Genomic DNA, 13,340 nt, shown 5'->3' with positions numbered 1-13,340 from the left:
GTTACTCGTGCCTTGCCCTTACGAGAAGAAGAGGTCCAGCAGGGCCTCGTCATCATCGTCCTCATCGGCCGCGGCGCGATCCCAAACCTCAAGGTGGTCGTAGTTGCCCACAACCGTGACCTCGCGGTCGAGGTTCGCCTGCTTACGGAGAGACTCGGAAAGACCGATACGACCGGCGCTGTCCACGTCCATCGACGTGGTGCGCTTGTTGATCGCCCTCATGAGCTTCTGGTCGTTAATGTCACGCGGGTTAAAACCCTCGTGGCCCTCACGACCCGCGAAGAGTCCTTCGACCCACTTATCGAAGGCCTCGGCAGAGAACACGTACAGAGCATCGACATCCAGGGCTTTGAACACGCGAACGTGCTCTCCAAGCTCCTCGCGAAGGGGTGCAGGCAGGGACAGACGACCTTTTGCATCGAGATTGCGCTCGTATGCACCAGTCATTCCCATGTGCGCCCTCCCCTCGGTTACTCAGATGGCACGTACGCGGGGAACCACCCCGCCTGTCGACGTCATTAATAATATGGGGAACCGCCCCATTTTTCAACACCTTTCCCCACCCCTTCCCCCACCCCACCCCACTACTCCACCCACCATATATTGCAAAACACCCCCAAGCATATGTTCGAAAACACAATATGTTGTGTTTGCAGCAAAGGCGGGATGCCACCTGTAGAACCACGCCCGCGAACCTCAACCTTCAAGTTGACCTTGAGGCGATTTTTACGTCCCTTTACACGCCGTTCACATCGCCCCCAAACTCCCCCACCCACGGTACACACGGCCCACCACCGCGTCGGTGTCTGGCGAAAAATGGGACGGGCCCCAGATTGCCCATGCGTGCAAAAGTGCGTCTCGGCAATCTGGGGCTCGTCCCATTTAATATTTATAAATATGCAGGTCAGCGAGGTGCTAGCGATGTGCTAGCGGATGCGCCGCCAGATAGACCTCGGTCAGTTGCGTTCGGTCGACATGCGTGTAGACCTGCGTGGTCGAAATATCGGCATGGCCCAAAATCTCCTGCAGCACACGCAGGTCGGCACCGCCCGCGAGCATGTGGGTAGCAAAGGAGTGGCGCAAGGTATGGGGATGGAGCCCCACCAGCCCCACCTGACGCCCATACCGCTCGCATATCGCATGCACGGCCTGGCGCGACAGGCGACGTCCGTTCTTATTTAAAAAGACCGCCGAGGTCTCGGTTCCGCGGGCATGGGCCGCCAAGCGAGAACGTCCCTCAGTTACATAGAGCGTCAGAGCTCGCGCCGCGCTTCCCACCAGTGGGGACAGGCGTTCCTTTGAGCCCTTACCGCGAACGAGCACAAAGCCATCGTCGATATGGATATCGCCCACATCGAGCCCCACCAACTCGCTCACACGCAAACCACATCCGTAGAGCACTTCCAAGATGGCATGGTCGCGCAAGCCCATCTCCCCCTCGGGGAAGTCTTGATCGAGCAGCGCCGAGACATCCTCTACCGATAGATACTCCGGCAAACGATCAGCCTTTTTAGGTAGGCGCAACGCCGCCGTTGGATTTTGGGCCACAGCCCCATCGCGCACCAAAAAGGCATGCAAGCCCTTCACGGCCGCAAGCGCACGCTCCACCGAGGCATCGGAATAGCCCCCATCGCGACGGTCGGCGACAAAGCCCTCCACGACCTGACGGGTCACCTCTTCAAAAGACACAATACCCGCCCGCTCCAGATAGGCGCAGTACGTCGTCAGGTCACGACGATAGGCCGCAATCGTGTTGCGCGCCAAACCCCGCTCGACCGCGAGGTAATCGAGATACTCCCCCGCCGCCACGGCGAGCGACGAGGGAGTAGCTTCGGTATGTTCCTTATTCGCCGGCACCCTTAGTCCGTAGCGAGGTTCATGGGCGTCACCTGCAGACGGTCGACACCCTCGTGCTGGCCGATCGAAGCGCGCACGAACTCGCGGAACAGCGGCTGCGGGTTGGTCGGGCGGCTCTTGAACTCGGGATGAGCCTGAGTTGCCACATACCACGGATGCACGTCGCGCGGCAGCTCGACCATCTCGACCAGGCGCTCGTCGGGCGACAGACCCGAGATAACCAAACCGGCGTCCTCGAGCTGGTCGCGGAAGGCGTTGTTGAACTCAAAGCGGTGACGGTGACGCTCGTAGACGAGCTCCTCGCCATATGCCTCGCGAGCGAGGGTATCGGCGGCGAGCTTGCACGGATAGGCGCCCAGGCGCATGGTGCCGCCCTTCTCGGTCACGTCCTCCTGCGAGCTCATCAGATCGATGACGCTATACGGACCGTCCGGATCAAACTCGGAGGAGCTGGCGCCGGCAAGGCCAACGACATTGCGGGCGAACTCGCACACGGCGACCTGCATACCCAGGCAAATGCCCAGATACGGAATCTTGTGCTCACGGGCAAACTCGGCCGCGAGGATTTTGCCCTCCAGGGCGCGCTTGCCAAAGCCGCCGGGAACCAGGATGCCCGAGGCGTCGCCCAGAACCTCGGAGACATTCTGCTCGTCGAGGCTCTCGCCGTCGACCAGCTGGACGTCCACATGGCGATCGTAGAAGACGCCCGCATGGTGCAGGGCCTCGATAACCGACAGGTACGCATCGGGCAGCTGCGTGTACTTACCCACGACGGCGATCTTCACCTTGTCGGCGTGATGGTTGGCGTGATTCTGTTTGCGCAGGAACTCGTTCCACTCGCTCATGTCGCGCTCACGCGGATCCAGACCCAGGCGCTCGCAAATGCGCAGGTCAAAGTCCTGCTCGGCAAGCAGCTGCGGAACATCGTAAATGCTCGCGCAGTCCTCGTTGGTAAAGACGCAATCGGTGTCGACGTCGCAGAAGCTTGCGATCTTTCCGCGGATAGCGTCATCGATATGGTGGTCGGAGCGCAGCACGATGATATCGGGCTGGATGCCAAAACTGCGGAGCTCCTTGACGGAATGCTGCGTGGGCTTGGTCTTGACCTCGTGGGCGGCGGCGATATAGGGAACGAGCGACACGTGGATGTAGCAGACGTTCTCGGGGCCGGCCTCCTTGCGGTACTGGCGGATGGCCTCGACAAACGGCTGCGACTCGATGTCGCCGATCGTGCCGCCCAGCTCGGTGATGACCACATCGGAGCCGGTCTGCTCCTCAATGCGGCGGAACTTGTCCTTAATGGCATTGGTGACGTGAGGAATCACCTGCACGGTACCGCCCAAAAAGTCGCCGCGACGCTCGCGGGCGATTAGGCTTTTGTAGATGGCACCGGTCGTAAAGTTGGAATCGCGGGTCAGGTTCTCATCAATAAAGCGCTCGTAATGACCCAGGTCCAGGTCGGACTCGTAACCATCCTCGGTAACGAAGACCTCACCATGCTGGAAGGGGCTCATGGTGCCGGGGTCGACGTTCAGATACGGGTCGGCCTTCTGCATCGTTACTTTGTAGCCACGCGACTTGAGCAGACGGCCCAGCGAGGCCGCGGTGATACCCTTGCCCAGGGACGAAACCACGCCACCGGTTACGAACACATGCTTGGTCATATTGAGTTACCTGCGCTTCCCGTAGAAGTTGTTTATCCACATCTTACGGGTCTTCATTGTAATACTCGCGCCGCGGACCGTTCGCAATTTTTCTCGCGCGCGATTGCATTTCTCAATCTTGAAACAAAACGCCGCCCGGTTTCCCAGGCGGCGTCGCCATGGCAAGGGTTACATGCTGCTATCGATCAGCAACCTCGTCCTCAAGCATTTCTTGAACGAGCATGCCGGTACGGACGCCCTCAAGATACCACTCGCCACGTTCGGTGAGGCAAATGCCATTTGCAAGCTGACCGCCGTCGTCGCTATAACGCGAGACGACATCAATCATGCCTTCGGAATCCAAGCGATCGATTGCGGCGCGGACACGATACGGCGAAACCCCCACGCGCTCGGCAAGCGTTTTGCGCGAGAAACCATACGGCCCGCCATTGTCTTCGGTTTGCTGGTCGATCTCCATCAACACCAGCACCTCGACACGCTTCATATCGTTGACACTCGCACGACCCTTGCCCGCCATAGCAGCCTCCTCAAACCGAGCACGAGCATCTAACGCGCCGTGCGCGACCGACACACCTCACGATGGCAGGTAATATCCATCATGCGGCATCCCGCTAAGGATGAAACAGTTACGGTTATTGTATACCGCTCAAATTGTTTCTAGGCAGGTAAACAGCTATTTTTCGCCGAAATAGGCGCTTTATTGATCAAAAAGCCGTACCGGGCGCTAACCCGATACGGCCAAAATGCAATGCAATTACCGCGGTGCTTCAAACTTAGCGATGGAAGAAACCGCGGCGCTCAAACTTGGGCTCGCAGCACACGTTGATACCCAGTTTGCGCAGTACCGTCTCGTCCGTCGGCGAGATGATCACGCTAAAGAAGGCATCGCAACCGCGCAGCTGCTCCAGGCCCGAAAGGACGCGAGCGGCCGTCTCACTCGTGGCCGAGGTGATCGACAGCGCCATAAGCGTCTCGTCGGTGTGGAGGCGCGGGTTTTTGCTTCCCAGGAAATGCGTCTTGAGCTTGCTGATGGGCTCGATCGCCTCATCGCTAATGACCTCGAGCTCAAGGTCGACGCCCGAGACATGCTTGAGGGCGTTCATAATGAGCGAACTTGCGGCGCCCAGGCGCGTGGAGGTCTTACCGGTCACCACGGAGCCATCGGGCATGACCATGGCACCCACGGGACCACCCGTCAGCTGCTCCCTGGTGAGGGCCGCCGAGCGCGCCGGTGAGTAGTTCTTATCGATGCCGGCTTTCTTCATAATAATCTTGAGACGGTCGACTTGCTCATCGCCCATGCCGGTACGGCGCACATTTTCGACCGCGGTAAAGTAGCGACGGACGATCTCCATCTTGGAAGCGTCGCGGCAGGCATCGTCATCGGTGATGGCAAAGCCGACCATATTGACGCCCATGTCCGTAGGACTCTGATAGGGGCTCTTGCCCAGGATCTTTTCCATCAGAGCACGGACCACCGGGAAGGCCTCGACGTCGCGGTTGTAGTTGACCGTGGTCTTGTTGTAGGCCTCCAAGTGGAAGGAGTCGATGATATTGGCATCGTCGAGATCTGCCGTGGCGGCCTCATAGGCAATATTGACCGGATGCGTCAGAGGAAGATTCCAGACCGGGAAGGTCTCGAACTTGGCATAGCCAGCGGCGGTGCCGTGCTTATGCTCGTGATACAGCTGAGAGAGGCAGGTGGCGAGCTTGCCCGAGCCAGGGCCGGGCGCCGTCACGACAACGAGCGGACGCGTGGTCTCGACGAACTCGTTCTTGCCGTAGCCTTCGTCAGAAACGATCAGATCGACATCGTGCGGATAGCCCTCGATGGGATAGTGCAGCTTGGCGGGAATACCGAGCGCGTTCAGGCGGTTGCGGAACACATCGGCAGCGGGCTGGCCGGCATATTGGGTGATGACCACAGCCGCGACGGCAAAGCCGTTGCCGCGGAACAGGTCAACCAGGCGCAGCACATCCTCGTCATAGGTAATGCCCAAGTCACCACGTGCCTTGTTCTTCTCGATATGGTTCGCATTGATTGCGATGATGACCTCGACGTCATCGGCAATGCTCTTGAGCATGCGAAACTTGCTGTCCGGCTCAAAGCCCGGCAGCACACGGCTGGCATGATAGTCATCGAACAGTTTACCGCCAAACTCCAAATAGAGCTTGCCACCAAACTGCGAGATGCGCTCCTTAATATGAGCAGCCTGCAGCTCGATATACTTCGCGTTGTCGAAACCCTGACGCATACATGGCTCCCGTCCCGTTTCCATTTAATGTTCTAGGCGATTATAACGGAGCCCGCCCTCCCCGATACCCAAACCATCAACAGGCACCAACCAAACACGCCCACCGCAACCACCGGGGACCCAGGATGGCTAATTTGAGGCGGGGAACAAGTCGCTCAGCACCAACGATGGCAGCGCCGCAGGTTGAGCATAAGCCAGCGAAAGCCCGCCAGAGCGAGCAAGGTGACGTGAAAGAGGAGGGCATAGGCCTTTTGGCCATGCCCGACGATTGAACGTCAGATTGCCGCTCTGGCGGGCTTGCAGCGTCGAGCGGTTCCGGCGTTTGGTAAAACGCCGGAACACAAGAGCGCCCCCTCCCGCGCACGGAACGGAAGGGGGCTAAAGGTAGGAGTCTACCGGTGGGTTGACCCCACCGGACAGACGATGACCAGGTGATCCTTTACAGGATCGTCAAGGTTTCCGTGGGGTACCCGTTGGGTACTTAGAGCAGCACGCAGGCGACGGTCAGGATGACGGCGCAGACGACGGAGAGCGCGACGATGAGCTTAAGGGCAAACTTGAGCCAGGTCGTCCACTCGATCTTGGCCAGGGCGAGACCGCCCATGATGGCACCGGAGGTCGGGGTGAACAGGTTCACGACACCGATAGCAGCGGAGAAGATCATGACCATGACCTCGGGCGAGAAGCCGAGCTTAACAGCCAGCGGTCCCATGATGGGCATGGAGACGGTAGCCATACCAGAGGTCGAGGGGATCAGGAAGGACAGGCCGAAGTAGACCAGGAAGCTCATGGGAGCGAAGATCACGCCGGACAGGCCAGCCAGAGCATTGGCGGCAGCGTCGAGGACGTAGACGTCGAGGCCGGTGTTAGCCATGAGGACGGAGATACCACGGGCGAGGGCGATGACGAGAACAACGGACATCATGTCGGCAGCGCCGGTGATGAAGGTGTTAACGATCTGCTTCTCGGACAGGCCACCGATGATACCGATCAGGACGGCCATGAGGAAGAACCAGGTGGAAGCCTCGTCGAAGTACCACTGGCCAATGGGCAGGCCGGTGATCAGGGCAGACCAGCCCTGGACGACGGCGTTACCGTCGGCGTCGTAGACGGCGCCAGCGTCGAAGAAGTTGGCGACGCCCTCGTTGAGGTCGGCCAGCGGAATGAAGCCGACGATCATGACGACGAAGGTGAAGGCGAAGGCAATCAGAACACCCTTCTGACGACCGGTGAGCTTGACCTCCTTGTGGACCTCGGAAGCAGCCTTGCCGTGAGCCTCTTCGGCGTCCTTGAGCTCCTGCATCGACAGGATGGTGGAACCCTTGTCAGCCTTGACCTTCTTGGCGTAGCTCATCACGAAGAAGATGGACATAGCGGTAGTGACAATCCACAGGACGGCACCGAGGCCGATGATGATGGACTGGTTGACCTCAATGCCAACGCCGGTCAGAGCGTCGACGGCAGCGCCGACGGCGAACGGGTTAACCGTGGAGCCCAGGCAGCCGCAGCCAGCGCCGAGCAGGACGGTAGCGGCACCGACCATGGGGTCGAAGCCAGCGGCCATCATGGTAGCGGCGAGCAGGGCGTAGAAGGGAACGGTCTCCTCGCACATACCATAGGTGGTACCACCGAGGGAGAAGATGAGCATCAGCACGGGAATGAGCATAATCTCGTTGCCCTTAAGCTTCTGCACCAGAACGGCGATGCCGTTGTCCAGGGCGCCGGTCTCGGTCATCATACCGAGGAAGCCGCCCAGGATCATAACGAAGAGGCAGACGGGCAGAGCGTCAGCGAAGCCCAGGATCGGGGCGGTGCAGAAATCGCTCAGGCGGGCTGCGGTAACCGCGCCGCCGGACGTGCCGGAGACGATAACGGTAATCACTGCAACAATTGCCAGCAGAGCTAGAAGAATGGTGAACGATGAAGGCATACCGCGCTTTTTCTTAGCGGTCTCAGTCATGGTTCTCATCCCCCCTTCATAAATCATTTAACTTTCTCGCGCGAAGCGGATCTTCCGTGCCGTGCCCACCGCCCGACGCGAGATATTTACCAGACAAAGCCGCTCGGGGTGTGCAGCAAGACACCCCGAGCGAGATGCTAGATGCTCTTACTTGAGCGTGGCGTACATGACAGCCTTGATGGTGTGCATGCGGTTCTCGGCCTCGTCGAAGACCTTGGAAGCGGGGCTCTCGAAGACCTCGTCGGTGACCTCCTGCTCGGTGATGCCGAACTGCTCGCACTTCTCGGCGCCAATGGTGGTGTTGGTGTCGTGGAAGCTGGGCAGGCAGTGCAGGAAGATGGCACCCGGGTTGGCCATAGCCATGACCTCGGAGGTGACACGATACGGGGTGAGCTGAGCGATGCGCTCGGCCCAGACCTCGTCGGGCTCGCCCATGGAGACCCACACGTCGGTGTAGATAACGTCGGCACCGGTGACGCCGTCCTTGACGTCGGTGGTCAGCTTGATGGTGCAGCCGTTGGCCTCGGCGATGGGCTTGCAGGCCTCGATGACGTCGTCGGCGGGCATGCACTCCTCGGGGCCGCAGGCCACGAAGTTCATGCCGAGCTTGGAGCAGACAACCATGAGGGAGCGAGCGACGTTGTTCTTGCAGTCGCCCATGAAGACGAGGGTCTTGCCCTTGATGTCGTAGTTGAAGTTCTCCTGGACGGTCAGGATGTCGGCGAGCATCTGGGTGGGGTGCCACTCGGTGGTCAGGCCGTTCCACACGGGCACGCCGGACTTGGCAGCGAGCTCCTCGACGTCGTCCTGGGCAAAGCCACGGAACTCGATGCCGTCATACATGCGGCCGAGAACGCGGGCGGTGTCCTCGATGGACTCCTTCTTGCCCATCTGCGACGAACCGGGATCGAGGTAGGTGACGCCCATGCCCAGATCCATGCCGCCGACCTCGAAGGCGCAGCGGGTACGAGTGGAGGTCTTCTGGAAGAGCAGAACGATGTTCTTGCCCTCGAGATAGCGGTGCGGAACGCCAGCGCGCTTCATATCCTTGAAGTTCTTGGAAAGCTTGAGCAGGTACTCGATCTCCTCGGTGGTGAGGTCGAGAAGCTTGAGGAAGCTACGGCCGGAGAGGTTAACACCCATGGTTCGATTCCTTTCGAAGAAATGAATTACGTAAGTATTAGTGTTGCCCGTTTAACGGGCGAAGCCGGTGCGGTTGTAGGGGGACCGCACCGGAAACGGAAAGACTTAGAGGTCCTCGCGCCAGAAGGGCATGCTCATGCAGCGCGGGCCGCCGCGGCCGCGGGAGAGCTCGGCGGAGGGCACGACGAGAAGGTCCAGGCCCTCCTTGTACAGCACGTCGTTGGTGACGGTGTTGCGGGCGTAGACGCAGATCTTGCCGGGCTCGACGCACAGGGTGTTGGAGCCGTCGTTCCACTGCTCGCGGGAGGCCGCGATCGGGTCGCCGCCGCCGCAGGGGATCAGCTTGACCTGGTCGACGCCGGTGGCGTCCTCCAGGACGTGCTCGAGGGTGTCCTCGATCAGGCGGATGTTCACGTCGCCCGGGTTCTTGCCGGCGGTCAGCTCGTAGACGCGCAGGGTGCCCATGATGGCGGGGTGGATCGTGAACTTATCGACGTCGATCTGGGTGAAGACCGTGTCGAGGTGCATGAAGGCGCGCGAGACCGGGATGTCGAAGGCCAGGATGCGCTCGACCTTGGAGTCGGAGTTCCAGAAGATGTTCTGGGCCATGACGTCGATCGCGGCGGCCTGGGTGCGCTGGGAGATGCCGACGGCGAGGGTCTTCTCGTTGATGTTCAGCACGTCGCCGCCCTCGGTGTGGAACTGGCAGTCGCGGCGGAAGTACAGCGAGACGTCCTTGTAGTCGGGGTGGTACTTGAAGATGTACTTGCCGTACAGGGTCTCGCGGTTGCGGGTGACCGAGTACATGCGGTTGAGGTTGACGCCCTCGCCGACGACCGCGAACGGGTCGCGGGTGAAGTAGAGGTTGGGCATCGGGTCGATGATCAGGTCGGACTCGGACTCGGAGTTGACCAGGGAGTCGAGGGTCGTGGACGCCGTGAGGGGCATGTCGATCTCGGACTTGGTCATGCCGGCCATGGTCTTCTTGACGAACTCGAGGTTGTCCTCGATGGAGTCCAGCTTCTCGCGGACGATCTGCGGCATGTGCTGGCCGCGGATGCCGGCCTCGGCGATGTACTGGTCGGTGAACTCGGCGCGGGCGCCGGGGACCTGGTCGAACACCTCGGCGACGAGGTTCTCGAGATAGAGGACCTCCACGCCCTGGTCCCTCAGGATCTGGGCGAAGGTGTCGTGCTCCTGCTGCGCGACCTCCAGGAACGGGACGTCGTCGAACAGGAGTCGCTCGAGCTCGTCGGGCGGCAGGTTGAGGAGCTCGTCGCCGGGACGGTGCAGGCAGACCTTCCTGAGCTTGCCGATCTCGGAAGGCACGTGCAGACCTTTCGTCATGGCCTCCTACCTTTCTTTCGGGCCCTTGTCAGGGCCGATTCGTTAGCGCCCCTCCGTGTGAGGCGTTATTGCTGACGACATATTTATATCCAAAATCAGCCCATACTTCCACCTTGCCCCCGAACGGTTTTTTATAGGGGGTGAACGGCATACACATATACTTCACGCATGGCACACTTCATCTTAATAAAGCGTATTTACGTGCTTAAACGCGTTTTCAATCCTAAAATCAAATGGAACTTAACTTTGTTAAACCATCCTCAAATTGCATATTTCCACTAAAGCTATGAATAGAATTAGCGGTTCATACCGCGTCTCAACCATTTTCATTTTTATTCAGAAAAAAGTTTGTCCTATTCATTTCTGGTAAATAAATTATCGTTTACCAGACGCTTGATACCGTTCACCGGAAACTCAGTATAAGGCCCAGCGGATACCGCCTCGCTTTACGGCCCCATTTGTAACAACTTGACTTCTCGGTATAGAAAAACGGGCCCGCTTCCCCTAGGGAAACGGGTCCGTTTTCGATTATCTTCGGCTAATTTGGATAAGGCCCCCGAAGACCATCGGAATCCTAGCGATCGAACTCCGCCAGCGCCTCGCCCAAAAGCCTCAGGCCCTCGCGCAGAACGTCCTCGCTCGCGCAGTAGCCCAGGCGTGCGCCACAGGAAAGCTCAAAACGGCTACCGGGGACCAGCAGCACTCCCCTCTCGGACAGCAGGCGCCTGCGGAACTCCTCGTCATCCTCGGGAATATCCAGCTGGATAAACGAGGTGGACACGCCCTGCGGGGCCGTCCAGGAAACGCGATGCTGCGTATCGATCCAAGCCTGCGCGATATCGCGGTTGCCAAACACGATCTTGCGATTGCGCTCGAGAATCTTATCCTTGTGCTCAAGCACATAGGTCGCCAGAGCATCGTCGAACACGCCGCCGCAGATCATGGTGTAATCGCGATAGGTACGGATGCGGTTGGACACCTCTTTGTCGGCCAGGACCCAGCCCACGCGGGCCGCAGGTGTCGAATAGGTCTTCGACAACGAGTTGGTGACAATGGCCCTCTCGTACACGTCGACCATCGACATAAAGGACTCAGTGTTTTCGAGCGGCAGATATACCTCGTCGCACAGCACGTAGGCGCCCACCGAGCGGGCGATCTCGGCAATCTGGCCGAGCATATCGGCATCGAGCACCGTACCGATGGGGTTAGATGCGTTGTTTATGCAGATAAGCTTGGTGTTGGGACGCACCAAGCGCTTGAGTTCCTCGATATCGGGCTTCCAGCCGAGTTCCTCGCGAAGCTCCCAATACTCGACCTCGGCGCCCAGCGTGCGCGGAATCTCGTAGAGCGGCGCGTAGGTGGGCCACTCGGCGATAACATGGTCGCCGGGCTCGACCACAGCCATGATGGCGTTGAGGTTAGCGCCCGTGCAGCCATTGGTCTGCAGAATGTGATCGGGATTGACCTCCCGACGATACAGCTTGGCAACCTCGGCCTTAAACTCCGGCGAGCCCTCGATCCAGCCGTAGTTCATCTTCTCGCGGTCCAGGCGCTCGTAGAACGTGGCGCCGTCCTGCTCATCGAGCGCGCGCAGCTCGCCCATGGTGAGCGACGAGATCGTCGACTGGGCGATGTCCCACGTGGCACTCTTCTCCCAAACGTTGAGCCATTCCTCAACGCCAATCGTCTTGATGTCCATGGCCAAGCTCCTTACAAAAGCAGTCATCCAACCGTGTTGACGTTCCTCATACAAGATTGGGGCGGTGCGAAAACCCGCACCGCCCCAATGGGAGACATCTAATGGCAGCTAGATGTATGTATTAAGACCTGTACGGGTCCTAGAAGACCCTAGAGGTCCTCGCGCCAGAAGGGCATGCTCATGCAGCGCGGGCCGCCGCGGCCGCGGGAGAGCTCGGCGGAGGGCACGACGAGAAGGTCCAGGCCCTCCTTGTACAGCACGTCGTTGGTGACGGTGTTGCGGGCGTAGACGCAGATCTTGCCGGGCTCGACGCACAGGGTGTTGGAGCCGTCGTTCCACTGCTCGCGGGAGGCCGCGATCGGGTCGCCGCCGCCGCAGGGGATCAGCTTGACCTGGTCGACGCCGGTGGCGTCCTCCAGGACGTGCTCGAGGGTGTCCTCGATCAGGCGGATGTTCACGTCGCCCGGGTTCTTGCCGGCGGTCAGCTCGTAGACGCGCAGGGTGCCCATGATGGCGGGGTGGATCGTGAACTTATCGACGTCGATCTGGGTGAAGACCGTGTCGAGGTGCATGAAGGCGCGCGAGACCGGGATGTCGAAGGCCAGGATGCGCTCGACCTTGGAGTCGGAGTTCCAGAAGATGTTCTGGGCCATGACGTCGATCGCGGCGGCCTGGGTGCGCTGGGAGATGCCGACGGCGAGGGTCTTCTCGTTGATGTTCAGCACGTCGCCGCCCTCGGTGTGGAACTGGCAGTCGCGGCGGAAGTACAGCGAGACGTCCTTGTAGTCGGGGTGGTACTTGAAGATGTACTTGCCGTACAGGGTCTCGCGGTTGCGGGTGACCGAGTACATGCGGTTGAGGTTGACGCCCTCGCCGACGACCGCGAACGGGTCGCGGGTGAAGTAGAGGTTGGGCATCGGGTCGATGATCAGGTCGGACTCGGACTCGGAGTTGACCAGGGAGTCGAGGGTCGTGGACGCCGTGAGGGGCATGTCGATCTCGGACTTGGTCATGCCGGCCATGGTCTTCTTGACGAACTCGAGGTTGTCCTCGATGGAGTCCAGCTTCTCGCGGACGATCTGCGGCATGTGCTGGCCGCGGATGCCGGCCTCGGCGATGTACTGGTCGGTGAACTCGGCGCGGGCGCCGGGGACCTGGTCGAACACCTCGGCGACGAGGTTCTCGAGATAGAGGACCTCCACGCCCTGGTCCCTCAGGATCTGGGCGAAGGTGTCGTGCTCCTGCTGCGCGACCTCCAGGAACGGGACGTCGTCGAACAGGAGTCGCTCGAGCTCGTCGGGCGGCAGGTTGAGGAGCTCGTCGCCGGGACGGTGCAGGCAGACCTTCCTGAGCTTGCCGATCTCGGAAGGCACGTGCAGACCTTTCGTCATGGCCTCCTACCTTTCTTTCGGGCC

At 60.1% G+C, this 13,340-nt stretch carries 10 protein-coding genes; all 10 read right to left on the bottom strand.

Annotated features, from left to right (window positions below; genetic code table 11):
* Positions 1–18 precede the first annotated feature (18 nt).
* Positions 19–453, bottom strand: a complete 435-nt coding sequence (locus I2H19_RS00255) for a division/cell wall cluster transcriptional repressor MraZ (protein WP_006234269.1) — start codon at positions 451–453, stop codon at positions 19–21.
* Positions 454–915: 462 nt separating this feature from the next.
* Positions 916–1,857 (bottom strand): site-specific tyrosine recombinase XerD, encoded by a 942-nt coding sequence (xerD, locus tag I2H19_RS00250; RefSeq protein ID WP_195620559.1) that lies wholly within the window; start codon positions 1,855–1,857, stop codon positions 916–918.
* Between the two features lie 2 nt (positions 1,858–1,859).
* On the bottom strand, positions 1,860–3,521 hold the full coding sequence (locus I2H19_RS00245) for a CTP synthase (protein ID WP_006234274.1): 1,662 nt from the start codon (positions 3,519–3,521) through the stop codon (positions 1,860–1,862).
* Positions 3,522–3,699: 178 nt separating this feature from the next.
* Positions 3,700–4,038, bottom strand: a complete 339-nt coding sequence (locus tag I2H19_RS00240) for a helix-turn-helix domain-containing protein (RefSeq protein ID WP_161115922.1) — start codon at positions 4,036–4,038, stop codon at positions 3,700–3,702.
* A 256-nt stretch (positions 4,039–4,294) separates the two neighbouring features.
* Complete coding sequence (locus I2H19_RS00235) at positions 4,295–5,776, bottom strand: DUF1846 domain-containing protein (RefSeq protein WP_195620557.1); 1,482 nt, start codon at positions 5,774–5,776, stop codon at positions 4,295–4,297.
* 481 nt (positions 5,777–6,257) lie between these two features.
* The gene (locus I2H19_RS00230) at positions 6,258–7,745 is read right to left on the bottom strand and encodes a YfcC family protein (protein ID WP_411266895.1); all 1,488 of its coding nucleotides are present in this window, start codon (positions 7,743–7,745) and stop codon (positions 6,258–6,260) included.
* Between the two features lie 138 nt (positions 7,746–7,883).
* Positions 7,884–8,879, bottom strand: a complete 996-nt coding sequence (gene argF, locus I2H19_RS00225) for an ornithine carbamoyltransferase (protein WP_006234279.1) — start codon at positions 8,877–8,879, stop codon at positions 7,884–7,886.
* A 105-nt stretch (positions 8,880–8,984) separates the two neighbouring features.
* Positions 8,985–10,226 (bottom strand): arginine deiminase, encoded by a 1,242-nt coding sequence (gene arcA, locus I2H19_RS00220; RefSeq protein ID WP_117848985.1) that lies wholly within the window; start codon positions 10,224–10,226, stop codon positions 8,985–8,987.
* A gap of 574 nt (positions 10,227–10,800) precedes the next feature.
* Positions 10,801–11,925, bottom strand: a complete 1,125-nt coding sequence (locus I2H19_RS00215; RefSeq protein WP_195620555.1) for an aminotransferase — start codon at positions 11,923–11,925, stop codon at positions 10,801–10,803.
* 149 nt (positions 11,926–12,074) lie between these two features.
* Positions 12,075–13,316: an arginine deiminase gene (gene arcA / locus I2H19_RS00210; RefSeq protein WP_117848985.1), complete on the bottom strand. Its 1,242-nt coding sequence runs from the start codon at positions 13,314–13,316 to the stop codon at positions 12,075–12,077.
* Positions 13,317–13,340: the final 24 nt, after the last annotated feature.

This window comes from Collinsella aerofaciens, from assembly GCF_015560135.1.
GTDB classification, from domain to species: Bacteria; Actinomycetota; Coriobacteriia; order Coriobacteriales; family Coriobacteriaceae; genus Collinsella; species Collinsella aerofaciens_AN.
The sequence above is the reverse complement of the archived record's forward strand: the minus strand, read 5'-3'. Positions and strand labels throughout refer to the sequence as shown.

What these genes read in the sequence shown, in the direction of transcription:
- I2H19_RS00230 (WP_411266895.1), bottom strand. Translation starts at nt 7,745, where the DNA reads ATGAGAACCATGACTGAGACCGCTAAGAAAAAGCGCGGTATGCCTTCA.
- I2H19_RS00240 (WP_161115922.1), bottom strand. Translation starts at nt 4,038, where the DNA reads ATGGCGGGCAAGGGTCGTGCGAGTGTCAACGATATGAAGCGTGTCGAG.
- I2H19_RS00245 (WP_006234274.1), bottom strand. Translation starts at nt 3,521, where the DNA reads ATGACCAAGCATGTGTTCGTAACCGGTGGCGTGGTTTCGTCCCTGGGC.
- arcA (WP_117848985.1), bottom strand. Translation starts at nt 10,226, where the DNA reads ATGACGAAAGGTCTGCACGTGCCTTCCGAGATCGGCAAGCTCAGGAAG.
- I2H19_RS00255 (WP_006234269.1), bottom strand. Translation starts at nt 453, where the DNA reads ATGGGAATGACTGGTGCATACGAGCGCAATCTCGATGCAAAAGGTCGT.
- argF (WP_006234279.1), bottom strand. Translation starts at nt 8,879, where the DNA reads ATGGGTGTTAACCTCTCCGGCCGTAGCTTCCTCAAGCTTCTCGACCTC.
- arcA (WP_117848985.1), bottom strand. Translation starts at nt 13,316, where the DNA reads ATGACGAAAGGTCTGCACGTGCCTTCCGAGATCGGCAAGCTCAGGAAG.
- I2H19_RS00215 (WP_195620555.1), bottom strand. Translation starts at nt 11,925, where the DNA reads ATGGACATCAAGACGATTGGCGTTGAGGAATGGCTCAACGTTTGGGAG.
- I2H19_RS00235 (WP_195620557.1), bottom strand. Translation starts at nt 5,776, where the DNA reads ATGCGTCAGGGTTTCGACAACGCGAAGTATATCGAGCTGCAGGCTGCT.